This window comes from Mucilaginibacter galii (assembly GCF_014635825.1).
GTDB lineage: Bacteria > Bacteroidota > Bacteroidia > Sphingobacteriales > Sphingobacteriaceae > Mucilaginibacter > Mucilaginibacter galii.
In genome coordinates this window covers 1083486-1109551 of the sequence record NZ_BMDO01000001.1, presented here as the reverse complement: position 1 = coordinate 1109551, position 26066 = coordinate 1083486, and the positions used below count along the sequence as shown (strand labels likewise).

At 42.1% G+C, this 26066-nt stretch carries 29 protein-coding genes and 1 tRNA gene; 15 read left to right on the top strand and 15 right to left on the bottom strand.

All coding sequences use genetic code 11. The features are described 5' to 3' along the window. Positions 1-258: 258 nt before the first annotated feature. The 3 genes from IEV61_RS04885 to IEV61_RS04875 form a co-directional block, all read right to left on the bottom strand. The gene (locus IEV61_RS04885; RefSeq protein WP_188414277.1) at positions 259-1260 is read right to left on the bottom strand and encodes a hypothetical protein; all 1002 of its coding nucleotides are present in this window, start codon (positions 1258-1260) and stop codon (positions 259-261) included. 3 nt (positions 1261-1263) lie between these two features. Beyond that, entirely contained in the window at positions 1264-2649 is a 1386-nt protein-coding gene (locus IEV61_RS04880; RefSeq protein ID WP_229747038.1) for an MBOAT family O-acyltransferase, read from the bottom strand. A gap of 546 nt (positions 2650-3195) precedes the next feature. Beyond that, a tRNA-Ala gene (locus IEV61_RS04875) sits at positions 3196-3269 on the bottom strand. A gap of 448 nt (positions 3270-3717) precedes the next feature. Between IEV61_RS04875 and IEV61_RS04870 the strand changes: the two genes are divergently transcribed. The 4 genes from IEV61_RS04870 to IEV61_RS04855 all read left to right on the top strand — a co-directional run bounded on the left by IEV61_RS04870 (position 3718) and on the right by IEV61_RS04855 (position 5681). After that, on the top strand, positions 3718-4914 hold the full coding sequence (locus tag IEV61_RS04870; RefSeq protein WP_229747037.1) for an MFS transporter: 1197 nt from the start codon (positions 3718-3720) through the stop codon (positions 4912-4914). Between the two features lie 193 nt (positions 4915-5107). Then, positions 5108-5296 carry a hypothetical protein gene (locus tag IEV61_RS04865; RefSeq protein ID WP_188414273.1) on the top strand — a complete coding sequence of 63 codons (189 nt, stop codon included), beginning with the start codon at positions 5108-5110 and terminating at the stop codon, positions 5294-5296. Positions 5297-5318: 22 nt separating this feature from the next. Continuing rightward, the gene (locus IEV61_RS04860) at positions 5319-5489 is read left to right on the top strand and encodes a hypothetical protein (RefSeq protein ID WP_188414272.1); all 171 of its coding nucleotides are present in this window, start codon (positions 5319-5321) and stop codon (positions 5487-5489) included. Between the two features lie 36 nt (positions 5490-5525). Next, positions 5526-5681, top strand: coding sequence for a hypothetical protein (locus IEV61_RS04855; RefSeq protein WP_188414270.1), 156 nt, complete (start codon positions 5526-5528; stop codon positions 5679-5681). Positions 5682-5753: 72 nt separating this feature from the next. Here IEV61_RS04855 and lpxB read toward each other — a convergent pair whose 3' ends face one another. Continuing rightward, positions 5754-6866: a lipid-A-disaccharide synthase gene (lpxB, locus tag IEV61_RS04850; protein WP_188414268.1), complete on the bottom strand. Its 1113-nt coding sequence runs from the start codon at positions 6864-6866 to the stop codon at positions 5754-5756. Then, positions 6863-7126: a stationary phase survival protein SurE gene (locus IEV61_RS04845; RefSeq protein WP_188414266.1), complete on the bottom strand. Its 264-nt coding sequence runs from the start codon at positions 7124-7126 to the stop codon at positions 6863-6865. The genes lpxB and IEV61_RS04845 overlap by 4 nt, the downstream gene beginning before the upstream one ends. Before the next feature lie 78 nt (positions 7127-7204). Between IEV61_RS04845 and IEV61_RS04840 the strand changes: the two genes are divergently transcribed. Then, positions 7205-7768: a hypothetical protein gene (locus IEV61_RS04840; protein ID WP_188414264.1), complete on the top strand. Its 564-nt coding sequence runs from the start codon at positions 7205-7207 to the stop codon at positions 7766-7768. 174 nt (positions 7769-7942) lie between these two features. Next, positions 7943-8560 carry a PAS domain-containing protein gene (locus IEV61_RS04835; protein WP_188414262.1) on the top strand — a complete coding sequence of 206 codons (618 nt, stop codon included), beginning with the start codon at positions 7943-7945 and terminating at the stop codon, positions 8558-8560. A gap of 5 nt (positions 8561-8565) precedes the next feature. Here the strand turns inward: IEV61_RS04835 and surE are convergent, their stop codons facing one another. After that, entirely contained in the window at positions 8566-9333 is a 768-nt protein-coding gene (surE, locus tag IEV61_RS04830; RefSeq protein WP_188414260.1) for a 5'/3'-nucleotidase SurE, read from the bottom strand. A 271-nt stretch (positions 9334-9604) separates the two neighbouring features. On the opposite strand from surE, the gene IEV61_RS04825 reads away from it, so the two are divergent. The 3 genes from IEV61_RS04825 to IEV61_RS04815 all read left to right on the top strand — a co-directional run bounded on the left by IEV61_RS04825 (position 9605) and on the right by IEV61_RS04815 (position 12163). Further along, the gene (locus tag IEV61_RS04825; protein WP_188414258.1) at positions 9605-10402 is read left to right on the top strand and encodes a glycosyltransferase family 2 protein; all 798 of its coding nucleotides are present in this window, start codon (positions 9605-9607) and stop codon (positions 10400-10402) included. 118 nt (positions 10403-10520) lie between these two features. Next, the gene (locus IEV61_RS04820) at positions 10521-10931 is read left to right on the top strand and encodes a response regulator transcription factor (RefSeq protein WP_229747036.1); all 411 of its coding nucleotides are present in this window, start codon (positions 10521-10523) and stop codon (positions 10929-10931) included. Next, positions 10928-12163, top strand: a complete 1236-nt coding sequence (locus IEV61_RS04815) for a sugar transferase (protein WP_188414254.1) — start codon at positions 10928-10930, stop codon at positions 12161-12163. The genes IEV61_RS04820 and IEV61_RS04815 overlap by 4 nt, the downstream gene beginning before the upstream one ends. 172 nt (positions 12164-12335) lie before the next feature. On the opposite strand, the gene IEV61_RS04810 is transcribed toward IEV61_RS04815, so the two are convergent. The 3 genes from IEV61_RS04810 to IEV61_RS04800 form a co-directional block, all read right to left on the bottom strand. Then, complete coding sequence (locus IEV61_RS04810) at positions 12336-12950, bottom strand: acyltransferase (protein ID WP_188414252.1); 615 nt, start codon at positions 12948-12950, stop codon at positions 12336-12338. 171 nt (positions 12951-13121) lie between these two features. Then, positions 13122-14291: a glycosyltransferase family 2 protein gene (locus tag IEV61_RS04805; RefSeq protein WP_188414250.1), complete on the bottom strand. Its 1170-nt coding sequence runs from the start codon at positions 14289-14291 to the stop codon at positions 13122-13124. Positions 14292-14294: 3 nt separating this feature from the next. Further along, entirely contained in the window at positions 14295-15209 is a 915-nt protein-coding gene (locus tag IEV61_RS04800) for a glycosyltransferase family 2 protein (protein ID WP_188414248.1), read from the bottom strand. A 60-nt stretch (positions 15210-15269) separates the two neighbouring features. Between IEV61_RS04800 and IEV61_RS04795 the strand changes: the two genes are divergently transcribed. Genes IEV61_RS04795 through IEV61_RS04780 form a run of 4 tightly spaced genes read left to right on the top strand, consistent with a single transcriptional unit; the run spans position 15270 to position 17818 of the window. Then, a complete protein-coding gene (locus IEV61_RS04795; RefSeq protein WP_188414246.1) occupies positions 15270-15818 on the top strand; it encodes a hypothetical protein in 549 nt (182 codons plus the stop codon). Continuing rightward, positions 15818-16954 (top strand): fused response regulator/phosphatase, encoded by a 1137-nt coding sequence (locus IEV61_RS04790; protein WP_188414244.1) that lies wholly within the window; start codon positions 15818-15820, stop codon positions 16952-16954. Before IEV61_RS04795 ends, IEV61_RS04790 begins: the two co-directional genes overlap by 1 nt. Before the next feature lie 2 nt (positions 16955-16956). Then, on the top strand, positions 16957-17295 hold the full coding sequence (locus IEV61_RS04785; protein WP_188414242.1) for an STAS domain-containing protein: 339 nt from the start codon (positions 16957-16959) through the stop codon (positions 17293-17295). A gap of 7 nt (positions 17296-17302) precedes the next feature. Beyond that, complete coding sequence (locus tag IEV61_RS04780) at positions 17303-17818, top strand: ATP-binding protein (protein WP_188414240.1); 516 nt, start codon at positions 17303-17305, stop codon at positions 17816-17818. Here IEV61_RS04780 and IEV61_RS04775 read toward each other — a convergent pair. Then, positions 17807-18673 (bottom strand): beta-1,6-N-acetylglucosaminyltransferase, encoded by an 867-nt coding sequence (locus IEV61_RS04775; protein ID WP_188414239.1) that lies wholly within the window; start codon positions 18671-18673, stop codon positions 17807-17809. The genes IEV61_RS04780 and IEV61_RS04775 overlap by 12 nt on opposite strands. A 66-nt stretch (positions 18674-18739) precedes the next feature. Then, positions 18740-20104 (bottom strand): oligosaccharide flippase family protein, encoded by a 1365-nt coding sequence (locus IEV61_RS04770; RefSeq protein ID WP_188414238.1) that lies wholly within the window; start codon positions 20102-20104, stop codon positions 18740-18742. A 75-nt stretch (positions 20105-20179) separates the two neighbouring features. Between IEV61_RS04770 and IEV61_RS04765 the strand changes: the two genes are divergently transcribed. Both IEV61_RS04765 and IEV61_RS04760 read left to right on the top strand, forming a co-directional pair. Next, positions 20180-20971 (top strand): glycosyltransferase, encoded by a 792-nt coding sequence (locus IEV61_RS04765; protein WP_188414237.1) that lies wholly within the window; start codon positions 20180-20182, stop codon positions 20969-20971. A 133-nt stretch (positions 20972-21104) separates the two neighbouring features. Continuing rightward, positions 21105-21866, top strand: coding sequence for a glycosyltransferase (locus IEV61_RS04760; protein ID WP_188414236.1), 762 nt, complete (start codon positions 21105-21107; stop codon positions 21864-21866). Here the strand turns inward: IEV61_RS04760 and IEV61_RS04755 are convergent. The 4 genes from IEV61_RS04755 to IEV61_RS04740 all read right to left on the bottom strand — a co-directional run bounded on the left by IEV61_RS04755 (position 21838) and on the right by IEV61_RS04740 (position 26055). Beyond that, a complete protein-coding gene (locus IEV61_RS04755) occupies positions 21838-23058 on the bottom strand; it encodes a glycosyltransferase (RefSeq protein WP_188414235.1) in 1221 nt (406 codons plus the stop codon). The two genes, IEV61_RS04760 and IEV61_RS04755, sit on opposite strands and share 29 nt — an antisense overlap. 5 nt (positions 23059-23063) lie before the next feature. After that, positions 23064-24590 (bottom strand): O-antigen ligase family protein, encoded by a 1527-nt coding sequence (locus tag IEV61_RS04750; RefSeq protein WP_229747035.1) that lies wholly within the window; start codon positions 24588-24590, stop codon positions 23064-23066. 128 nt (positions 24591-24718) lie between these two features. After that, positions 24719-24868 carry a hypothetical protein gene (locus IEV61_RS04745; protein WP_188414234.1) on the bottom strand — a complete coding sequence of 50 codons (150 nt, stop codon included), beginning with the start codon at positions 24866-24868 and terminating at the stop codon, positions 24719-24721. Further along, entirely contained in the window at positions 24865-26055 is a 1191-nt protein-coding gene (locus IEV61_RS04740; protein WP_188414233.1) for a glycosyltransferase, read from the bottom strand. Before IEV61_RS04740 ends, IEV61_RS04745 begins: the two co-directional genes overlap by 4 nt. Positions 26056-26066 lie beyond the last annotated feature (11 nt).

Here is a 26066-nt window from a genome sequence, read left to right as displayed (position 1 = left end):
AAACTACCGTAAAAGTGTTGATTTTTTTATGCTAAAACAACAAACGTAAGGAATAAGCGTCTTTTGACATTACTTAATTTTTGTATGGGTAAGCAAAATCAACTTTCCATTTAACACATAAGCCGGGTGTTTGTTGATAAGATTAAGGGAGTTTCTTAATGATCAATCCCTGTTCTGCCGTGATTATAATGCATTTCTATATAGTAGCTGAACGTGCACCTCCCCTTTGTAAAAAGAGGTGCACGTTCAAGTCATGTGCTATTTATATATTATCTTTAGTATACTGTCACCTACTTTGGGCCGGTAATGACTTGTTTCGTAATAATTCATTTTATCTTCCGTGAATGAGTTTTTGCCTGAAAAGTCGTAAAGGTGACTGCCAAATTCTTTCTGTAGTAACAAAATGTCTTTAGGGTTAAACTTTATTTGTTCATACAGCGGGCTTATAACTACTTTGTACTGAGCATTGTTTTTTTCTAAAATTCTCCTTATTTCACTCAGCATAAATTCTTGCTTTTTATTTATTTGCGGGATAGAATCTATCTTTTCTGAAGTCCTTTTATAGAACATTTCTTTCCGCTTCAAATAGTAGTTTGCAGGGTGCTGAGTGATCTCATTTTCTTGATCGATAATGTTAATCTCGTTAGTTAATGTGTCATAAGTAATCTTCCTGTTTTCTATGTATCCTGCCATAAACGGTTTGTAAGCGCCTATGATTTTGTAGCTAAAAAAAGCAAACATGAATTTAGGGTTAAGATATGCTTTAAAAAACTCTGATTGGAAATCGATGCTGCTTTCTCCAGACGTTGCCGGATGCTTTATAAACAAATGACCTTTATGGTTTTCGGAATTAACAAATGAGGCATCCCTGCAGAGTATAATTAATGCGTTGTTTATTTTTACTTTTTTTGATTCAAGATATTTAAGCTTTGTATATATTCCATATATAGATTCTCCAGAAGCGTCGAACATAAACGTTTTATCCCCAGCAGATAAATATTTTTGCCATGAAGCTGGCCTGAAAGCTAAAGTTCTGGAACTGCCAAAAATAAACGAGTTATACCCTCGTTTGCTATAGTTATTGTTAAACATGGTAGTAGATATGTAATCCCGGTTGGGAATCACATAAGAGTATGAATAGTCGCTATAATGTTTAACAACTTTAAAGGGGTCATAATAATAATATGATACAAACAAAAGTATCATGGGGATGATGCCTATTAAGGAGAAATAAGCTATTGTGGTAATGAATTTTTTCATGAACTAAAACTGGAAATAAATGAATTGCTGCTCTGAGCCGGCAAAGAAGTACATAGCTAGAATTAAGCAATAATACATTAGCCACCTTAAAGGCCTATTCCATTTAGCTCCTAACTTTGCAATTGCATACTGTTGTTCTCTTCCAAACCATTCAATAATGATAAATATAACAGTCATGATCATAATTGGAATTGCTTCCGACCTTCCTGCAAATTGAGGGATTTTGAATAAGGACTTAGAAAATATTCCGGAGATATATGTGAAGGCGTGAGCAATACTGGATGCGCGAAAGAATATCCAGGCAAGTACTGTTAAGCCAAAGGTTAAACAAATTGAAAAAAACTCTTTTAATGTTGGTAAATATTTACCCTTTGCAACAATATCCAGATTCTTTCTATTTGTTCCAAAAATTATTGAAGGCATTATGTAAAGTGCATTTAAAAAGCCCCAGGCAACAAATGTCCAATTGGCTCCATGCCAAAAACCACTTACAATAAATATGATAAACGTATTTCTTATGGTCATCAACATTCCGCCTTTACTACCTCCTAAAGGAAAATACAGATAATCTTTAAACCAGGAGGATAACGAAATGTGCCAACGCCTCCAAAATTCAGCAATGTCTCTCGAAAAATATGGGAAAGCAAAGTTTCTTAATAATTCAATACCAAACAGCCTTGCAGTACCCAGCGCAATATCAGAGTAGCCAGAAAAATCACAATAAATTTGAAACGAGAAAAGTATAGCACCTAATAGAAGTGTACTTCCTGATAAACCTGCGGAATTGTTGAAGATAGTATTGGCATATTCGGCGCAATTATCTGCTATAACAATTTTTTTAAATAGTCCCCATAAAATTTGCCTTAAACCGTCAACCGCATTAGAATAATTGAACTCTCTTTTTTTACTAATTTGGGGTAACAGGTGTGTTGCTCTTTCAATTGGACCAGCCACAAGTAACGGGAAAAAACTAACAAATACAGAATATTCAACAAAATCTCTTTCGGGCTCTATTCTATTTTTGTAGATATCAATAACATAGGATAAACCATGGAAAGTATAAAATGAAATTCCAACTGGTAATAAAATTTGTAAAGAACCCAAATGGACATTAAATCCTAATAAAGACAGCCCATTAGCAAATGAATCTGTGAAAAAGTTATAATACTTGAATACACAAAGAAAGCCCAAATTGATTCCTATACTAAGCCACAACCAAAACTTTTTTCTGCTTAACTTGGAGTTTTCATGTATTTTAATACCCGTATAGTAATCTAAAACAGTCGAAAAGATTAGCAAAAACATAAACCGCCAATCCCAACAGGCATAAAAGAAATAGCTTGAGACAAGGAGCAAAATATTTTGTAACCTTAACTGTCCTTTAGCCACAAACCAGTAAAGTATAAAAACGATGGGTAGGAAAATTGCGAAATTTAATGAATTGAAGAGCATTTAATTTTTCTTTAGTATTGCGAGCGCTGGTTATGCATAATGAAATGCATTTAGTAATTGATGTATAAAGCACTTTTGCATTGGTGTTTATCCTTTCTACTAATTTTCAAAAGTAGTGATTAGAAATTGTTTTGGGTACTTATTTATATTGAAAAATACATTTAGAAAGTTGTTCAGTTGGTGAGGACTGAGCGCGTGGATGTAACAGTGGTGCACAGCTTTCAAATTATTAAATATAGCTACACCTCAAGTCTAAAAATTGATGTGTGTTATGTTTTTCTGAACTTTTAAGTTAATGAAGTACTACAGCATAATTACCGTTCATGAATTTCTGTTTGGTTTAGTATTTATTGATAGTACAATACAAGAGTTTTAAGGCTAAGTTTTGATCAAACTCACAACCTGATTATTATATGGTTTATACTTCAACAAAAAAGCCCATATCGAACATTTGTAAATGTCTCAATATGAGCTTAATATGTGTGGAGAATATCGGAGTCGAACCGATGACCTCTTGCATGCCATGCAAGCGCTCTAGCCAGCTGAGCTAATCCCCCGTTGGGATGGCAAAAGTAATAAAAAGTTATAAACTGCCAAATTTTGATTTCACATGTTTAAAAATAATTTGGTTGAGGTAGTTCGTTTATGGCGATTTCAAAAATCTCTAAAATAAGCAAGGCCCCTGATGGGCAGGGGCCTGTACTAACCAATTATAAACCTAAATTATGAGAAGACTATTTTCTGTATCTTTCGAGTACGGTGTAAAAGTAACACTTACTTTTTATTCTGCAAAATAAATTTGAAAAAAAATTATAAAAAATTTACTGGCTTGCCTTTAAGCTTGCAAAGATGGTAGGAAAGTGTTCTAAATGTTAACAAATGTTAAATTTCAGTCAATGTTATAACATCGTTTTAAGGGAATTTATCATTTTAACATTGGCATGATTGTTCAGGTAGAAATGCTAAGGTATGTTTAGCATTTTTGCAAACATCTATTTACTGTTTATGTCTGCTACCACGGCCTCGCCTCAACATCATCAACTTACGCCGCTTATACTTTGGACCATGACCCTGGCCACAGGTTTTATTGTGGCCAATATTTACTATAACCAACCTCTGCTGGGCGATATTGCCACTACCTTTCGCATTAGCAATGGCGAAGCAGGGCAAATAGCCATGTTTACCCAAATAGGCTACGCCACAGGTTTGCTGCTCATCATCCCCCTGGCCGATATGTTTAAGCGTAAGCGGCTAATGTTAATAGACCTGGCTTTTGTAGTGGTTGCCTTATTGCTGGCAGCCAGCGCACAAAAGGTTTGGATATTGGCTGTAAGCAGTTTACTGGTGGGCATAACTTCGGTAGTGCCGCAGGTGCTGGTGGCCATGGCCGCACATTTGGCTAAACCTGAGGAGCGGGGGCGAAAAATAGGCTTTATCATGAGCGGTTTGCTCATTGGAATCCTGGTGTCGCGTACAATTAGCGGGTTTGTGGGCGAGCAATTGGGCTGGCGTGCCATGTTTTACATTGCAGCAGGGCTGATGCTGATTATGTGGGTACTTATTGCCTTGGTAGTACCTGAGGTGGAGCCCGACTACAAAGGGAGCTACGGCAGCCTGATGAAATCGCTTATCTCTATTATTAAGGAAGAACCCAAGCTCCGGCTGGCGGCTTTCAGAGGTGCCTTGTGTTTTGCCTGCTTCAGTGCATTTTGGACTACGCTGGTTTTTCTGTTGCGCGAGCCACCGTTTAACGAAGGGAGTGCCGTAGCAGGGGCTTTTGGGCTGATCGGGGCGTTCGGCGCTTTGGCAGCCTCGCTTATAGGCCGATTGAGCGATAAGGCCAATCCTAACCAGTTAATTACTTATACGCTGGTGCTCTTGCTGCTGTCGTTCATCATATTTATGGTATTTAGCCATAGCTTGATAGGCTTAATTATAGGTGTTATATTGATGGATATGGGCGTGCAGGCTACGCACATTTCAAACCAGGCCATTATATTTTCTCTTAATCCAAACGCACGCAACCGTATTAACACGGTTTACATGGTGTCGTATTTTGTAGGAGGATCGGCGGGTACTTTCCTGGCTTCTAAAATTTGGGGCACTTACCATTGGGCGGGGGTGTGCGTTATTGGGATCACACTGTCTGCTATTGTACTGATTGTACATTTAATTGGTCGTGCAAAAAAGGGCAGAGCTTAAACTTTGTATACAGTTATTGACTATTCTTTGCAACACGATATATGGCCAATCTTCACGTCAAAATTTTTTAAAAAGCATTCTTTGTAATGCTAAAGCAGTTTTTGTGGTTAATTATCAATTATTTGTAAATAATTATTGTTGACGCCAGGCACTTTGGCACCAAGTTAGAATAACACCTGTCAAATTCACTGATATGGTAACTGTTGAAAATGGAAACCCCGATAATACGAAGGAACAAGCCTGGGAAAACCCGGCAAGCCCTAAAGATGCCTCGGACGACCGTGATGACGAACAAGTGCAAAGGCAGTACGAAGAGGCCAAACGTCGTAAAGACAACCTGACCGAAAAAGATCATATAGACAAAGAAAAAAAGACGGAATAATTAATATTTAACCTATCAAACCATGAAGAACTCAACTAAACCATCTATAACTAAATTAGTTAACCGTTTTGATAACGAATTAAAAGCTATGTTGCTTGAAGATTTAAAAAACGTTAGAAGCGCAAAGAACCAGTTAATTGATAGCATTAAACAAAGCATTAGCGCTAAAGGTAAAGGCTTATCTGCAGCTTAATTATAAAATCACATCGCCTACACTACACATCTACCTATGAAAAACTATACTCAACCTGCCGCAAGCAAATTGGCTAAACAGTTTGACAACGAGTTAAAGAAAATTTTACTGGCCGATTTAAATGTATTTAAATTGAAAAATCAGCCTGAAGCAGCACCAGTTTTACAATTAAACACAGTATCCGCTGCATAAAAGCATCTACTACATCTATCTATAAATTCTACAACATCACCTATGAAAACTTAAAGCTCCGCATGCGGGGCTTTATTTGTTTAAAGCATATTGGTAAATAAGGGTTGCAGTTTGGGCCGATGCACCCGGTTTACCCATAATTTGGTGCAACTGCCCGTAATGAGCAAGCATGGCATCCCGGTAACTTCCTTCGTTAGCTAACTGCTCCAGTTCGGTGCTGATGTTGTGTGTGTTGCAATCTTCTTGAATCAGTTCCTGCACCACACGTTTATCCATGATCAAATTAACAAGTGATATGTATTTGATCTTTAAAACCAGTCGGCCGGCGGTAACCATGAGTTGGTTAGCCTTATAAACCACCACCTGTGGTATGTTGAATAAAGCGGTTTCTAAAGTGGCCGTGCCCGATGCTACTATGGCTGCCCGGGCATGGTATAGCAAATCATAAGTGGCGTTAAATACCACAGGTAATGTTTGGCCATTTAAGTAAGGTTCGTAATAAGCAGCGTTAAAAGAGGGCGCCCCTGCAACCACAAACTGGTATTGTGGGTAGCGTTTGGCCACGGCGGTCATTTCTGGCAAAAGACGGCTAATTTCCTGTTTTCGGCTTCCGGGCAATAAGGCAATAATGGGCTTGTCGGATAAATTGTTGGCCGATAAAAATCCCTGATCAGGCTTAAAGGCGGCTACGGCATCTAATAAAGGGTTGCCTACGTAATCAACCTTCATGTCGAAGCGGTTAAAGAAATCAACCTCAAATGGCAAAATGCAAAATAGATGGTCAACAACTCTTTTAATCTTATGTACCCGCTTCTGGTTCCAGGCCCATACCTTGGGCGATATATAATAGCAAACCATTAGTCCCTGGCTTTTGGCAAACTCTGCAATCTTTAAATTAAACCCAGGGAAATCTATCAGGATCAGTACATCGGGCTGCCAGCTAACAATATCCTGCTTGCAGGTTTTCATGTTTTGAAGAATGGTGCGCAGGTTCATCACCACCTCTACAATACCCATGTAAGCCATGCTCGAATAGTGTTTTACCAGCATGCCACCCTGCGCCAACATAAGGTCGCCGCCAAAAAAGCGGAACTCAGCTTCAGGGTCCTTTTCTTTCAAGGCTTTCATCAGGTTGGCTCCATGCAAATCGCCAGAGGCTTCGCCCGCTACCAGGTAATATTTCATGCAAGCCTAATTTTAAATACCAGTATGAGTATAACACAAACAAAGGTGGTAAGCATTACACCCCTGCCGGTATCGTCCATGTTTTTTTTGAAGCAAACACGTATGATGAACAGGTTAATGCCCAAGGCCACCAGGTAGGGTATGGCAGGTTTGTGAAGCAGCACCACACCTTTATAGAGCACATTGAAAGTAAACCAAGCCAATGCCGGTACTATCAACCCTAAAATAACGCCCGAAAGCATAGAATTTTTATTGAGCATATATTTTTCAAAAATACAATACTCAAAGGTTTTTAATGTTATTTTGACCTACTGATTAACGCAGCAAAAGCCATTGAGATGAAAAAGATATTTACACTTGCTATTTGTACCATGCTGGGCCTTGCGGCCTGGGCACAAAAAATTATTCCGCAAATAAAAAACGGAACGGTGCTTAACTACACGGCTAACGTGCGGGCTATGGGCCAAACGCTGCCTGTTACAATGACCATTACCGAAATAAATGCGCCCTTGCGTATAAAATGGGTAATTAGTGGCCTGGGTACAGGTATATATGAAGTTTCGGCCAAGGCTATACAGAGCGGTACAAAAATGGCCCTTCGCGAGCCGGGTTACGAGCCGGTAACCCAGCTAAAGGATAGTGAAACCATTGGATTTTTATCTAAAGATACCTTTGGTAATTTAGTGAACGCAAAGGCTTTTGAACTGAACGGCCAAAAGTTTACCGTAACCGACGGGGCGGCTGCTTACCTGCTGGATGGCAAAGAAGCTGATACATTTTATGCCGTAAGTGCTAACGGTAAAACCAAGTTATGGGTGTTAAACAACCCCGACTTCCCTTTAATATGCAAAATTGAGGGCGCACCGCAGGGTATTGACCTTACGTTGAACAGCGTGCAGTAGAGCGTATTTATACTGTTAAGTTAAAGTATTAAAGGTATTGGTAAAACAATGCCTTTTTTGTTTTGTACTTTTGTATAACAATTAGTCGCGTACAATTATTCTTTTCATCCTTCCCTTGCCGATACTTAGTACTAATAGTTAGAGCATTTAATTTTATTACCATACCTGTTTTGCATGGCCACTACCTTTGACCATATTGTTAAGTTACTTCATAATTCTAGCACCTTTTATTTGGTTTTGGTTGACGATGATGGCAATTACGCTTATCACAACGATTACTTTACCGAAAAATACGCCTATTATTATAAAGGTGAAGGTAAGCGCTCAGCACTGGCAGCATTACACCCCGGCGATCATGGTGCCTGCATGAAGGCCAATATGCTGTGTAGAAAAAACCCGGATGAATGTTACCAATTAACGCTTCGTAAACTGAACGGCACCGGCGGTTATACCATTACCCAGTGGGATTTTAAAGCTAATTGCACACCCGAAGGTCAAATAGCAGGGGTGGTAGGCATAGGATATGACATTACCGACTTTGAATCGCGGCAAGATCATATCCGGTTTTTAACCTCCACGCTGCGCGATGTTGCTTACAAGCAATCGCACATTGTGAGGCGGCCGCTGGCCAACATTGTAGGCCTGGTAGAATTGCTGGAGCAGGGCGAGGTTAACGAATCGTCGGCAGCAATTATTAAAATGCTGAAACAAAGCTGCCGCGAACTCGACCATGAGTTTGATAACTTCCTTATCAAGGATGAAGGTCCGCTATCCGACCCTGATACAGAATAGCTACCTCAAAACTTCCAGCTATTCAATATAGATATAGCATGGTGTGCCGTCATATCAAACTGTACAGGTACAACAGATACATAATCATGTTCAAGAGCCCATACATCGGTATCCTCGCCCTGATCGTTTAACTGAAACTCGCCTGTGAGCCAGTAATAGGGGCGTTGGTGCGGGTCCATGCGTTCGTCAAACTCTTCGGCCCATTTACCGTTTGCCTGCCTGCAAATTTTTATACCATTTAAATCGGCAGTTTTAGGGAAGTTTACGTTAAGTAACGTGCTTGCGGGCAGCCCATGCTCCAATACCTGGGTAGCTATGGCCTTTACATATTTGGCGCATGGCTCAAAGTTAGCCTGCTGCGTATAATCATCTAAAGAAAAGCCAATAGACGGTATACCTTCAATAGCGCCCTCTACCGCGGCCGACATGGTGCCCGAGTAAAGTACGTTAATAGAATTGTTTAATCCATGATTGATGCCCGATACACACAGATCGGGCTTGCTGCCTTTAAAAATACGGTTCACGGCCAGTTTTACACAATCAACCGGTGTGCCCGAGCATTTATACATTTCCACACCCTCGTATAAATCCACGGCATCCAGCCTTAAAGGTTTACCAATGGTTATGGCATGGCCCATGCCCGATTGCGGACTATCGGGCGCTACCACTACTACGCGGCCAAGCTGTTGCATGGTTTCTAATAATACTTTGATGCCCGGTGCCGTGATGCCATCATCATTAACCACTAAAATGGTAGGGGTCTGCTTTTCCATAGGCGCAAAATTAGGCATAATGAATGTAATGCCTCCGGAATAATTCATTAAGGCGCAAAATGTTCTTTGGATCGTTTAGCGCTAAAAATATTTTTAAAAAAGCCATACTAATTAAAATTACGTACGTATACATCTGCTTTGCAGTAATTCATTTTTAGAGCCGCTGGTGGTGTGCTTCAATGCGAATTGTGTAAATTTTTTATTAAATCAATTATTTATTTGTCAAAAAGATAAATATTCAAACTTAAAATTATAATTTGCTTCATTTTGTATGAGACCCGTATCTATACCAGCTTATATTAGTAACTACTTCTACAAACAGCAGGATCCTGAACAAATAAAGCAGGCCTATCAAAGTTTGTATAAGGGCAGTCCAGAGGTTTCGGTAGTGATGCCGGCTTATAACGAAGAAACTACCATTGTGCAAACATTGGCTTCGTTATGTAACAACCGTACAAAATGGTCGGTAGAAATTATTGTGGTTAACAATAACTCTAAAGACAAAACAGAAGAATTGGTAAAAGCCTGTGGCGTAAACTGCATTTTAGAAACAACGCAGGGCATAACACCCGCCCGCAATGCCGGTTTGGCGCAGGCGCGCGGTAAATATATATTGGATGCCGACGCCGATACCATTTACCCGGTAGACTGGATTGAAGAGATGGTGAAACCCCTGGCCGACGATAGTAAGAAAGTAGCCATGACGTATGGCGTGTTTTCTTTTATACCCGTGGGCAGTACAGGACGGTTTACATATTTCTTTTATGAATATTTGTCTGACTTAACGCGTTATTACAATACGCTGTTTAAAACCGAGGCGGTGAACGTTTACGGTTTTAACTCGGGTTTCAGGCGCGAAGAGGGTTTGCAGGTAGAGGGTTTTAACCATCCGCCGGGTACAAACGAAGATGGGTATTTGGCACTAAAATTAAAAAACAAAGGCTTTGGTAAAATATATCGGGTGAGCAATCCTAAGGCCATTGTATGGACAACCGACCGTAGGATACAAATTGACGGTGGTTTATGGAAGGCCACTGTAAAACGATTTAAACGCGTATTTATTTCGTAATACCACGATATTATAAAACCTTTGCGGAATAATATTCGTAACAGGATAAAAAACGATAAGTATGATACCTGTTATTAACAACCTTTTAAACACACACAACACAAGCAAATCCACTCGTATGGGGTTCTCTGACACTGGGCAAACTAAGATACTGATTATCGAAGACGATAATTATATGCAGCTAATACTCAGGAAGTTTTTAGGTAAGTCTTATGAAATTGAAATATGCCCTTCTGCACTGGAGGCCCTTTCTTTTTTGCAAAACGGTAACATACCCGATTTAGTTATTTCTGATTTAAACACGCCTAACCTTAGCGGCCTGGAATTTATTACCCAGATGCAAAGCAGCGACTTTTTCAAATCCATTCCCGTGGTTATCGTTTCGGGCGAGGATAGTTCGGAAATAAGGGTGAAGTGTTTAAACACAGGTGCCGACGATTTTATTGTAAAGCCATTTAACCCGGCCGAACTTGAAGCTCGTGTAAGAGCTATTTTAAGAAGAATAGGAAAGAATGTGCAAAGCATATGAGTGCCGAAACGTACCCACATCAGCGGCAGATTATAGCTCTGATTAACCTGGACGATGAATTAACCATCTCCATTAATCAATGCAATTTTAAAGACCGCCAACTGATGCATTTCAAAAACGGAATGCAGTTGTTTTCGGCCTGGCAGCAAAATAAACTCAACATAGCCGCTATCATTTCTCAGGACGAGGTTCTGGCATCATCAGGTATCACCTTGCTCGAAACGCTGAAGAAGAATAATTTGGGTAATATACCTTTCTTTTTGGTTGTTAACCACTTCAATAGCAACTTAAGGCAATTATCGCTTAACGCCGGTGTAGCCGATGTGTTTAAGAGGCCCGTATCTGAAAAGAAGATTGAAACCCGCGTTAATTTCCTGATAGATTACTGGAAGGTATTAAAAGATAATTCGTCGCAGCGCATCAGCAATGCCTACCAGGTGCCATGGGGCAAGCGTGCGTTTGATATGTTTTTTTCGGGAATGGCATTACTGATGCTTTCACCTTTATTCTTGCTGGTGTATTTGCTCATCAAGTTAGAATCAAAAGGACCGGCATTTTATTACTCTTTACGGGTGGGCACGGGTTACCAGGTATTTAAGTTCTACAAATTCAGGTCGATGTATGTAAACGCCGATCAGCGTTTAAAAGATCTGAAACACCTGAACCAATATGATACCGATGCTGCTGCCAAGAAAGAGAAAGATGCATCGGAAAACAAGGAAGCAACCGAGGAACAGGTAATAGAGAATACATCGTTCCTTTGCGCAGATTGTGTGTCATCCGGCAAATGCCAGTTCCCGATGTATGCCGATAAGGTACACTGGTGTGAGCGCGAGTATATAGATAATAAAAAGACAAGCGCAGGTTCGGCTTTCTTCAAGATCAAGAACGATCCTCGTATTACCCGCATAGGCAACTTTATCCGCAATACGAGTATTGATGAATTGCCGCAATTATGGAACGTTTTTATAGGCGATATGAGCATAGTAGGTAACCGCCCGTTACCGCTTTACGAAGCCGAAAAACTAACCACCGATAAATATGCCCTGCGTTTTCACGCACCGGCCGGCATTACCGGACTGTGGCAGGTAGAAAAACGCGGAAAAGGCGATATGAGCGAAGAAGAACGCCTGATGCTCGACAACGTTTACGCCCAAAACCACAGCCTGGTAAACGACGTAAAACTCATCCTCAAAACCATACCCGCACTCCTGCAAAAGGAAAGCGTGTAAGGAGTAGAACCAAGAGCTAAGAAACAAGAGACAAGGTTATCATAAAAAATGCCATTCGTTGAGAATGGCATTTTTTTTAAAGTAGTATTTTGATCAAGAAGGTCTTTGCGCTTGATTCTTCGCTCTTGGCTCTTTCCTCTTGTTTCTTGGCTCTCATTTCTTGCTTCTATCCTCAAACTCTCACCCAATCCTTCAAGTCAAAATCATACTTCTTTATAACTTTGGCCGGGTTACCCACGGCTACTGAGTAGGGCGGAATATCTTTAGTTACCACCGCGTTGGCGGCCACTACGCTGTGCTTGCCAATGGTAACGCCTGCGGTAATTACGGCATTGGCGGCTATCCAGCAATCGTCTTCAATAATAATGGGGGCAGTCAGTATTTTTTGGGCATGAATAGGCATGGTTACATCACGATATTCATGGTTAAGGGCGCTCACCACAATGTTTTGCGCCATAATAACATCGTTGCCTATGGTAACCGGGCCAATGATAACGTTGCTCATGCCTATGAGGGTATTTTCGCCTATAAGCACATCACCTACGCCATTGTTAATAGTGCAAAAATCTTCAATGGTCGAGTTTTGGCCCAGCTCAAAGCGGTTGAAGGGCAACACATCTATACGGGTGCGGTATCTTATTTTAGAGCCCTTGCCCCGTTTGTGTAAAAAGGGGTTTACCAGCAATTTAACCCAAAAGCGTGGCGTAGCCTCTCCTTTAGGAATGAGCATACGGTGTACTATCTTTTTAAGCTTCGGGTCGTTCTTTATCTTGTCTTTAAGCGACATACGCTTTGTATTTATTTGTATTTTATAAATCATTCCCCTCTTGAGGGGGGTTAGGGGTGTGTTATTCACTAATCGCTTGTACGTGGCCCCTGCCACCACACTTCCAGCCGTGCCCTTCTAAAGAGAGGATTTTTTGAAAAGCCCTCCCTCCCGGGGAGGGTTGGGAGGGGCCTACTTCCTCTCCGACTTTTCCCAGGCCGCGCTTTGTGTGCCTGCCCAATACCTGAAAATGCCCCGTATTACCGCATAATTCATCATGCAAAAGTAGTAGGGAATAAACAGGGCTTTAACCTTGATCTCCTGCCGTTCTAACAGCCAGCCAGCCAACGATGCCAGGTAAAAGGCCACTTGACCTATCAGTAAAACATGGTAGAGCATACTGCCACCGGCAGCTACAATAGCGATGTTAAGCAACAGCGCCAGTATCATTAAAAAGGGCGTTACCGTCCACCGTAAAACCCGGTGACTAATGTATTGAAAAGACAGCAGCGGCTGTTTAAACGGGTTTAACAAGCTCTTTAACCAAACAATAGACTGTATACCCCCGGCTGCAATACGGATCTTTCTTTTCAGCTCTTCCTTCACATTGGCTGAGGAGGTTTCGGTAGCATATGCCTCCGGTTCGTACAATACCCGGTAACCGTCCTGTGCAACCAGCAACGAGATCATAAAATCGTCCAGAATAGCATTAGGTGATACCGGCCTGTATAAAGCTTTGCGTATGCTAAACAACTCGCCGGCGGCACCTACTACAGAATATAGCTCGGCGTCCCAGGCCTTTAATTTCGATTCGTATTTCCAGTAAAAACCTTCGCCTGCGGTGGCATCGGCACTTGCATCTATATGTATGCGCTTTTCACCAGCCACGGCACCCACGCGTGCATCGGCATAATGGCGGCAAATTTTAAGTAAGGCATCAGGGTTTAAATAGGTATTGGCATCGGTAAACACTACCACTTCGGTGGTCACGGTGTCCATAGCGCGGTGCACCGCCGCTATTTTACCCCTGCGGTCGGGCGAATGCATAAGCCTGATCTGCGGGTAAGCCGCTACCAACTCTGGTGTGCGGTCACTCGAGCCATCGGTAATAAACAGTAGGTCGAGCTTACCAGCCGGGTATTCAAGTTCAAGCGTGTTTTTGATCTTTTCGATGATAAAACCTTCCTCATTATAAGCGGCAATCACCAGCGTACAGGTAGGCAAATCGGCATCTGCAACCACGGGGATAACCGGTAAGCCACGCAACTTGCGCTTTATTTTAATGATGATAAATAGCAATATGCCATAACCGAAGAACGCATAAAAAACAACAAAGAGGCTAAGCCAAAGTAATACTTCCATAGTTTATAGCTTGTAGCCCAAATCGGTACTGTTTTTTGCGTGAGTAAAATTCCAACTAATGGCTTTAAGCAATAGGGTGGTAAAACCCTTATGCCCCTGGCGAATATAATTGATGATGTTGCGTGGCGTAACCAGCAGTATAAAGTAGATGTAAAACACGATAACAGCCAAAGCCGATGGTGCATTACGCCTGATGAACAAGATGCGGTTACGGTTCATGAAATATTCTTTCAGTCCGCTTGCTCGGCCAACCGATACCGACTCTTTATGGTAGATCAACGCCTTTGGCTCTACCCATATTTGGTAACCCGCCCGTTTAATATGGTCGTTCCAGTCCATTTCCTCGTAGTACAAAAAAAAGTTTTCGGCCATTAATCCCGCCTTATCAATAGCATCGCGCCTAACCATCATGGCTGCACCGTGTATATAGCCAGTGGGGCCGGTGGTATTGTCGTACTGTCCTTTATCTTCCTCAAACTGGCCAATGCAGCTATTGCGCATGGTATAATAGTTCATGTTGGTAAAGCCGGCATACTGCAAAACGGTGGGCTGGTCATGGTACCTTATCTTGGGCGATACCATTCCCACCGTAAGATTTTTATCCAAAATATTTACCAGATCTTGTACCAGTCCGGCGGTAAATTCGGTATCATTATTCACAAAAAACAGGTAATCGCCTTTGGCTTGTTTAACCCCCAGGTTATTGCCTCCCGCAAAACCTAAATTAACTTCGGAGCGTATAAAGGTAATGTTGGGGTATTGGGTTATCCAGGCCGGTATAGGGTTATCTTTGCTGGCGTTATCAACCACAATAAGTTCAATGGCCGTATAGGTATTGGTCTCAAATATAGAGGCCAATAGTTGTTCTGTGATATAACTTTGGTTATAATTGACCGTAATGATAGAAACCATTTTCATTTAACAGGTTTACGATATTTGAGCCGTAAAAGTTTGATGGTATAAACGAGTACTTGTAAATTGAGTAAGCACGAAGATATAAAAAAAGAAGTGGTGCAGTTGCAGCAGGCAAGCAATAAACAGGCTGCTATTGACACCAAACTCGACGAACTGGTAAAACTGCTGGCACAAAGCGATATTGACAGTGAAAAGGTAAAACAAATAAGGGGTACTGTGAACGACGCGCTTGATAAAGCCGGCACTTACCGCCACCAGATTGATGCCTTTAAGCAAATAGATGAGCATGATAACGCCAACCGCGCCAACCTGTTAGATGAGTTCAGCGTTTTGCTGGCCAACCACCAGGTAGACAGTGCCATGTCAAAAAAATATTTGCAGGGCGAAAGGGTAAAGCAGGTGGTTCTTGCGGCCATTGGGCTGGTGCTTATTATGCTGGGCTTTGCCATGATTATTATGCCGGCACCGCCTTACTTTGAGATGTTTACCATCTTTTACTTTAACCCGCAAGATGGGGTTACCTTAATGGATGTTATCTCGCTGCTCATTATTCTTTCGGGCGTGTACCTGCTGGTCAAATCTATCTACAAACAATTAAGTACCGATAAATAATGGCTGTTGTGTCTAAACAGATCTTACTGGTTGATGATAACCCGCTGTTTTTAAAGCTGCTTGCACGGGCGTTTGATAAAGCGGGATTCAGCTGCCATAGTGCAAACTCTGGGCAGGGAGCACTGGCTTACCTGCAAACCAGCATGCCCGATGCCATCCTGTCTGACTATGAGATGCCCGAAATGAACGGACTGGAATTTAGGCGCAGTGTATTGCGCAATGATCGCCTTAAGGATATTCCTTTTATGTTCCTCACCGGTTTTGATGATGAAAAAATAAGGTATTCGGGGCTCGATTTGCAGGCCATTGACTATGTAATTAAAGACACGCCCGTTGAAGTAATTATAGCCAAGGTAAATAATCTGCTGCATGCCGTTAATAAACAACGCGAGCTTTCGGAAATGGAGATCAGGCAAACGGTAGCTGCTTTGAACATTAAAGCGGTACCCGAAAAGATACCGGTTATTAACGGGCTCACTATTGATTTTTGGCACCAGGATTACCAACAAATTCCGGGAGGCGACTTTATTGATTTTATTGAAGCCGATGACCGGTACTTGTTTATTGTGCTGGGCGATATTATGGGTAAGAAGTGGAAGGCCTGGTTTTTTACCTTCACTTACCTTAGCTACATAAGGGCGGCAGTACGTTTTGGTGTTTCGGATACTGATAATTCTACAGCTTCCATCCTACAAAAGATCAATAAAGTAATTTATCATGATGAAGGCCTGCGCGATATTTTATCGAGTGTGTCGCTCATTAGGGTTGACCGCCAAAGCGGGCAGTTAAGCTATGCCGGTGCCGGCGATTTACCCTTGCTGCATTATAGGCAGGCTTCGCAGCAGCTTACGCAAATTGATTCTTCGGGTCTGTTGCTGGGCTTATTACCCGAAGGTAATTATACCGAACAGGATATTGCCCTTGAACCCGGCGACGAACTGTTTATATTTACCGACGGCTTAATTGATTTTGCCTTTGCCGATGGTAAAAAAAGCGATTACCCCGCCTTTGCGCAAAAATTGCAGCAACATATAGCAAACAAACAAAGCTTTAATGAGCTTAAACATACGTTACAGCAGCAATCGGCCCAATTGGTAGACGATAGCAGCATCATACATATTTATAAAACAACCTAACAATGATCAATATCAGTAAAGAGGAAGCCGCTTATATATTGGTAGACGTAAATCTTACCGAGGCTAACCTAAGTCATTCAGATCAATTTAAAAGTGAGTTGATAGCGCTTTTGAATGATAAGCAGCGCAGCATATGGCTCAATATGCAGCACGTATCTTATGTAGACAGTTCTTTTTTAGGGGCCATGGTAGCCGGCCTAAAACATGCTATAGGCATGAAACGCGATGTAGTGTTAATTAACCTGCAAAAAGATATAGATGATATGCTGAAACTTATAAGGCTAGACAAGGTTTTTAAAATATACAGTACCGAAGAAGAGGCACAGCAAGCCATAGCTTAATTAGAATATGACAGCAACCCACGTATTTACGTTTGATAACCGGCCCGAAAACATTACCCGGTGCAGCCGTACTATACTGGCCTATCTCGAACCCCTGCTTACAGAACATGGCCAATCGAGGGCTTTATTATTGAGGGCCAAATTTATTGTAGGTGAGTTATTGAATAATGCGGTAAAACATTCGGGCACCGAAAAAACCGACATTGAAGTAAATTTAGGGGAGAAGGTATTAACCATTAATAAGATTGATACCGGTGCGCCATTTAACCTAGTGAGTAAAATAGAAAAGCAGGATGCCCAGCTTATTGTAAGTTCTGACGTAATGCACCTGCTTTATGCCATTAAGAAAGATGAAAATTCGGTAAGCTTTTTTTGTAAGGAAAACCTCACTTTTGAGCTTGATGTGAATAAACTGGCCGAGCACCTGGGCTTACTCATTATTACCAAAGCAGCCGATGAGTTTACCTATCATTACCACCAACCCACCAACATTTTTACCGTAAAGCTTAATTTAAGCCGATAGCAGTTCGCCTTTATTATCCAGCTTAAGGTCTATTTCTTCCATAACATCGGCATGGTTAATGATGTCGAATTTGCGGGCGTACAGTTTTTTTGAAGACAACAACGCATCTTTATCGGCTATAGTAAAGGTTTTAGGGCTGGCTCCGCCGGCAGACCAGTCTATATAGCGTAAATTGGTATTTACAATTTTTCCCCGATAGTGCGAGTTGTACAAAATGGTTTGAAAAATGAACTCATCGGGCCCCCAGGTTAGTTTCATAAAGTGCCTGAGATCATCGTTGCATTCTATATAGTCAACGATATATTTAATGCACTCTAACGGCGCTGTAAACCATTGTGAGCGCCCAACCGGAACCAAGCCACCCGGCATTTTACGTTTAGGAAGAAACATGTTGAGCATTTTTTGCACAGCATGACATCCCGGAAACGAATAGTTGGTTAAATGATATGCTTCGATCCGGGGTAATGCTTCCTGCCACTCGGTTTGAATGGGCAAATAGCTCATGAATGCCTTGCCTTTATTTTCTTGTAAAAAATGATGAATGTGCGCGGGTGTTTGCAGAGGGTAATCGCAGCCGCTAAGCAAGTTTACAAAGTTGTAATCAACCCTTGAGTTCAGAATAGCCTTAAACCCTTGCAAGGTTGCCTCTACAATACTGTAAGCGCCCCACTTAACAGTTATGCGGTTGGCTACAAAATGTACATTATCTAATTCTGCCAGGTGCTGGTAGGGGAGCATCGATGTCTTTTTATCCAAATGCACATATACGGCATCATCAGCATAGGTAAGCCTTCTAATCAGCTGTTCCAGCTGTTTAGGGTTGTTGTGAGCTAAAATTAAATGCGCTATTTTCATAACTGTGACAAGCAAAGGGTTGATTTAATACACCGGCAAGCGGCTTAATTCACTCTTGTAATTTTTTTATAATACGTCAAAAAGAGGGTTCCGGTTACCTGGTTTGTTATTAAACCATGGCTTTATCCACGCTTTAATTTGCTGGTAGCCTGTTACGTAAATGCTGCCTAAACTGAACGGGTGGTAGCGGCATAACGCCTTATACCCTATCATTACCCCAATCATTACCGGGAACACCGTGGCTATAGCTATTCCGTAAATGCTGCCCAGCAGGGTAACGCCCAGCCAATCAAAACCTACATTGGCAATCAGCATCACCACTACTTTGTAAAAGTTAACTTTAGGGTGATGGATCACATCGAGCGTAAGCGCAAAAAAGCGGTCGGCAGGGTAAAGCAGTGCAAATGTTAAAAAGAGACGAAACACGTTTGCGGCATCGGTACCCACATATTTACCTCCTCCAATTAAGTAAACAGGTAGGTCGGCAAGTATACAGCCCAAAATAACTGCAGGTATTAAAATTACGGTAAGCGTGCCGGTATACCTCTTCATAGTACCTATTACGGTAGACCGGTTGTTTTGGTTATAAGCGGCTGATAATTCGGGCATTCCGGTGGCGGCAAAGCTGCGCAACGGAATTTCTACCAGCTGCATCAGGGTTTGGCCCAGATTGTAAATGGCCACTGCCTGCTTATTCAATATAAAGTTGATGATAAAAGTATCTGAAGTACGAAACAGGTTTGATATCATGGTGGTACCTACACTGTACTTTCCAAAATGGAACAGTTCGGTGATGCCGTTAGTTGTGCGTTTGGCAATGTTAGAAATTTGGGTCCAGCGCATGAGCAGGACGTAAACACTGGTAAGTAAGTTGGATGCCAGGTAAACATAAAGCACGCCTAATACATTAATGCTTCCTGCAAAGTACAATGCGGCAACGCCTAATAAAAAGCTCAGTTGGTTTACCATGCGCACATATAAGAGTTTATCAAAGCGTTGTTGCCCCTGCAATATACAGGTGGCCATAAACCATGGCAGCGAGAAAATATAGCTCAATCCTGCCCATTTCATAAAAAGTACCAGGCTTTCGTCATGTATAAAGGGGATGAGCAGGTAGGCAGGTATGTTAAGCAACAGTAAAATGCCTGTAATGATAAGGCTTATCCACCAGGCAGAACCCGCCACCTCGGCCATGCGCTGCGGACTGGCCCCCGCATAAAATTTTATAAATGCGGTGGTAATAAATCCTGAACGGAAAGTATCGACCAAAATTAGCACCGATTGAAAGAAAACCCACACACCAGCATCGCCCAACGATAATGCATGATAAAGGATGATCATAGTCACCAGCGACAGGCCCGACATGATCACGTTACCCGCCAGCGAGAGAAAATGTTTGTTTTTGATTAGGGGAACAACTTTTAGCAACATAACACGTACAATTGGCAAGCAAACCAAGAATAATGCCCTGCAAAACTGCGGCACACTATTAGCATATTAACCATTATGGATGTTAACGTAAATTCCTTTCCAGAAGTTACCTTATTAATTACACATTATAACCGCAGCCAGTCTTTAGAGCGGTTGTTAATTACGTTTAAACAGCAGGGGATAGCTTTTGGAGGTATTGTGGTATCTGATGACGGTAGTAAACCGGAACATCAGCAGCGGTTAAAAGAGTTGCAATCCCAATATGATTTCAATTTGGTAACCACCCCGAAAAACCGGGGATTGGGTAATAATATCAACAAAGGGCAAGATGCCGTTACCACACCCTACACATTATATGTACAAGAGGACTTTGAACCTAAGCCGGTTTTTATGCAGCATTTCAAAGATGCGCTAAATTATATGCAGGCTGATGCCGGGCTGGATATTGCCCGCTTTTACGCTTACTTTAGTTACCCGTACACCAAAGCTTATGGTAAGGGTTTTGTAGAAATGGTATTTAAGCCGCAGTTAGGGGCTAATAACCACTTGAAATTTTACGTATACAGTGATCATCCGCATTTGCGCCGTACCTCGTTCTTCCAAAAATTTGGCCGTTATGCCGAGGGTGTAAAGGGTGATATTACAGAATATCGAATGGCTAAATCGTTCATCCAGCATAAAGGCAGGGGATTATTCTTTGAGAACTTTAATGACCTGTTTTACCAGAAAAACTCGAGCGACGAACCCAGCACCATGAACCGTGCTGGCTGGCGCGAAAGCAAAAATCCGTTTGCGCTTGCCGCACGTTATATATACCTGCAGGTAAAGTTAGTCAAGTGGACTTATGATGTGCTGTACAAGAAGTAACATTTTATTCCCCTCTTGAGAGGGGCAGGGGTGTGTTTTTAACGCTTTGCAATAACCCACCCAACTAAGACATAAACCCAACCACACCCCTCCATGGAGGGAAATTTGAAGTTAAAATTATTAAGTTTACAACATGCCTTTCCATTTTCCAACCATTACCCTTTTAGTTACCCACTATAACCGCAGCCAGTCTTTAGCCCGTTTATTGCAGGCTTTTCAAAAGCAGGAAATAACTTTTGGCAACATTGTGGTATCTGATGATGGCAGTAAACTTGAACAGATAGATAAGCTAAACGACCTGGTGCCACAATATCAATTTAACCTGGTAACCACGCCGCAAAATAAAGGGTTGGGCAATAATATTAATAAGGGGCAGGATGCTGTAACTACTGCTTATACGCTATATGTACAGGAAGATTTTGATCCGTTTCCAGACTATGGCAGGCATTTAAAAAATGCACTTGGCATTATGAACGAGCGGGCTGATGTTGACATGGTGCGCTTTTACGCTTACTTTAAATACCCGTACTTAAAACCTTACCGGGATGGCTTTTCGGAAATGATATTTAAGATATGGTATCCCGGTTATAAAAAATTTCATGTATATAGCGATCATCCTCATTTGCGCCGCACTACTTTCTTTGAAAAGTTTGGCCGCTATGCCGAGGGCATCAAAGGCGACCGTACCGAGTTTTTAATGAACTTATCATTCATCAAAAAGAAAGGCAAGGCCATGTTTTATGAAGATTTTAAAGGCGTGTTTAACCAGGTAAATTCATCAGACGAGCCCAGCACCATGACGCGCAGTGATATGCGGCAAAGCAATAACCCGTTAATTGCAGTGGCCCGTGCGGTTTACCGCAACGTTAAGCATACGTGGGAAGTACTTTTTTAATAGCCTTATAAATCTCATCTACGTTATTAGTCCAGGTGTGTGTGCCCGCAAAACGGATGCGTTCCTGCTGCAGAGCTTCGCTGTTTTCGGCAAGGGCCTGGTCTATGAGTTTAACGTAGTCTTCTTTGGTATCGCCCAGGTATACATGGTCGGCAAAGGCGCTCATGGCTTCGGTACGGGTAGCCACAACCGGTTTGCCCATAGCCAAGTACTCGTCAATTTTGCGTGGGTAATTGCCAATGGTTACCTGGTTAACTATCTGTGGGTTAAGGCACACGTCAAACGCGCTGATGTAGGCCGGCAGCAGGTCGGGGTTCTTTCCGCCCAAAAAGTGAATGTTATGAATATTGTGCAGATCGCTTTTTTGGAACTCGCCATCTTCGGGCCCAACCAGTACAATGTTCCATTGCGGCCGTTGCTTAGCTATATGGCGTAGTATTTCCATATCCAGCCTAATATTCTGCAATGCACCTACGTAACCAATTACCGGTCCCGGAATGTACATAATATCTTTAGGCGGGTTTTGTTCCTGGTTATAACCCGTAAAAGTGTCGAGGTCGCAACCCTGGCCTACGTAAAAAGAATTAGGGTTGTACTGCCCGCAATAATTGGCCAGGTAGGTAGAGTTGGCTACACACAAATCGCTTTTGGCAATTAGTTCGGGTTCCATTTTGGTGCCGTGCAGTTTCCAGTAGTCTACCGCCAGCATAAAATCGCGCGAGTAATAAATGCTTAGGGTTGGCTTCAGTAGTTCTTTAAGGTAAAAGCTGCGAAACATATCATTATCATTAAACAGCACAAAATCTTTAAACCCTAATTGCTGTGCAGCTTTTTTAATACTGCGGGCAAAGCGCTTGTTATTAAGCTTGTTTAAAAGGGTATAGGCGGTATTGTTCTTGATCCAGTTAACCGATTCGATGATCTCGTCCGGGTAGTAATTCCACAGGTTTTCCTGTAACCTTACCAAGCCGTTACGCTTGCCTTTAATTACCTCTACCCGTTTTTTAACGTTGGCCGAATCTTTATGCTTCAACAGCGTAATACGGTCAAGGGGAGAGTTTACGTACAGTACACGATTGTGCTTGCTTAGTTCGAGCGCTATGTTTTTGCAGTTGCTGCCAATCTCCACATCCCAGGGCTGCTGCCCTACAATAATGATATCCTTGTTTTGAATAATGGCGCTACTGCTCATATTGCTTATAATACGTTTGAAGTGTTAAAAGATTGTACTTGTACAGCCTCTTTTTGCTTAGCCTGATCTAACCGGAAAGTGATCTCAATTAAAGCTACTTCCAGGTAAAAGAAAACGTTGGATGGATACTGCACCAGCGCTTCCTGCGGAAAGTTAGCAATATTATAAGCAAATACAATCAGCGTCATGGCCAGGCAATAAGTTTTCAGTTCCGGGTCTTTCATCTGGTAGTAATTGTTAATGCCCCGTTTAAGGATGGTGAACATCATTAAACAAAACAGGAACAAACCTATCCAGCCTTCTTCTACCGCCACGCGGATGTAACCGCTATCGGGCGGAAAACTGGCCAGCATAGAGCCCGGTGCAAATTTTTTACCCCAATCGCCCGTGGCGCCTAAGCCGCCGCCCATGGGGTGGGTTAGTATGTAAGGTTGTATGCGCTTTTGGTTTCGCTTCCGGAGGATGTAAGAATCATCGTTATTAGGGCGAAATGCCGTTTGAAAGCGCTGTATATTGGCATTGCCGGTAGGTATATTAATGAGTATGACCAAGAATACGGCAGCAATACAGGTAAACACTAACACCTTTTTGCTGTAATTTAAAATTGCAAAAAGCAGTAAAGCCGCAGGCAAAAGCACGTTAGCACCCCGGGTACCCGAAAATAACATAGAAGACATGTACAAGCCGGCCAGTATAGCAAGTACCACTTTTTTCCAAAGCTTCATTTTACCCGCAATAAGGCAAATGCACAAGATGGTAGGCATTACCATGTTATAAGAAAACGAAACAGGATCTGAAAAGGTGGAGAACTTACGCCAGTGCCCGGCAATAAATAGTAGTGATGCAATAGCAGGGTCGGAGTGGAGGTACGCTTCTTCGGCATCAGAAAAGCCAATGTATTCCTGTTTATAGGCGTACAAAGCAGCAATGAGGCTCATGAAAAGCCATAGCTTTAACAACGTACGCACATAAGTAACAGAACGAATACTATAAATGTGTACAAAGTAACCCAAGAGTACAATAGCCACAGTACGTATGGTATACATCCAGGCCATGCGCGATTCGGCAAAGGGGTTGCCAAACTCAAGGATGTTATAAATTAGCCAGATAAGTAGTACAGTGGTAATGGGGTTCTTAAAGTAGGTCCAGTCGTTACCGTTTTCTTTTACCCTAATAATCAGGCCCAGCAGAAGTAAAGCTTGTATACCATCCATAAGCGTACCTATAGGCCCCGGTACGCCAATACGCCCCAGCATGAACAGGAAGTAGGCCATGATGAGTTGCAGGATGATGCCGAACTTGGGATAGTTAACAATGCCGTTCAGTAATGGCAAAACTCCGACACCTAAAATTAGCAAGATACCAAACGTTAACCCCATTTTGGCCGTTCCGGCTGCAATAATACCTGCTACGGCTAATAACAGGGCAATACCCACAGGGCTCTTCAGCTTATCAATAAGAAACAGCCTAACCAGCCGCTGCCTTATGCTGCCGCCCGTTTTACTGCCCGGTATGGTTGCCTGAAATTCCACTGGTTTTTTCTTTTATATTCCTCACCGTCATTGCGAGGTACGAAGCAATCTCTGAACTGTGTTATCGTCACTTATCTGCGCAGGGATTGCTTCGTACCTCGCAATGACGTTTTTTATTTCAATGTCCTCTACAAGAACAAGATCTTGATAAAGAAAAAGAACGTGCTTAAAAACGCTACTACAATAGCCACTATCCGTGTAATATGGTCTATCTTTTTTTGTACCGACGGATCGGGTTTGTAGTCGCGCAGCGCTTTATCTGATGGTTCTATTCTCATATCCCGGTTTTATTGTCCTCAGTGTCTGTAGTGCTTTGCGCACCGCGGGTAGCTACCGAATACTGGTTAGCTTTCCGCGATTTCAGCAGTGAAAGAATTTGGAAGTAGATAAACTTTGGAATATTGATCAACGACTGGTATATCCGCTTATCGGTGTCAGACTTAGCCAAGGCTATATAAAAGCCCAACACAAATAGAAGGAAACCGGTTAGCCATAACGCCACCGCAATAACGCTGATAAATACATTAGCCAGCATACAAAATACGGCCAGTATTAAGAAAATGAACAACGGCGGCCTTAACAAGATCAACCCAAACAAGAACTGGTTCAAGCTGAAATTTTTAACCGAATTTAACAGCAGGGTAAAACCATATTTAAAATACTTGAACCAGGTATTGATCCACCGTGCGCGTTGTTTTACCAACTGCTCGGAGTGGGTGGTTTTTTCGTCGTATACAATAGCCTTGCCGGTAAAGGCAATGCGCTTGTTTTGGTTGAGGATGGCTGCCTGTAACACTTTGTCAAAACCGGCACCGCTTACATTCAAATGTTCTAAACACTGGCGGTATAACTGCGTGGTAAAGGCCATGCCTGAGCCGGCCAGCGTAGCCGATGAACCTACACCAAACAATACTTTGCCATCATAAAAATGATAATAAATATCGCGCGCTGCATCTAAGCAAGCATAGGTAGTGTCCAGGTTTTTGGCTTCGCGTATGCCTTGTACGGCTTCAAAGCCCTGGTTAAACATTTTGTTGAGTTCGTTGAGGTATTCAGGTTCTACAAGGTTGTCGCTGTCGATGATCGTTAAACGTTCATGCGCACGCTGAAAGCGGTTAATGGCGTAAAAGTGCGAGCGTACATTGCCACCCAGCGTTTCTTTGGGCCGTAAAACTATTACGCGTTCGTCGGTAAAGTTTAGCGTGCTGATGTCGCACTTATCGGCCACTATATAAATAAGATAATTGCTGTAATTGAGTTTTAATAATGAAGCTACCACATCAGGAATAGCCGTTACCCATTCATAGGCGGTTACGATGATGGCATAATCGGCCTCGGCAGGTGCAGAGAGCAATACCTGCTTAGGCTTTTTGAGGCTGTAGCCTAAATACAGCAGTATAGGCAAAATTAGGTTGTACCCAATAAGTACCTGAAACAAGATCCATAATGCGTTAATTACTGCCATGTAATATTATT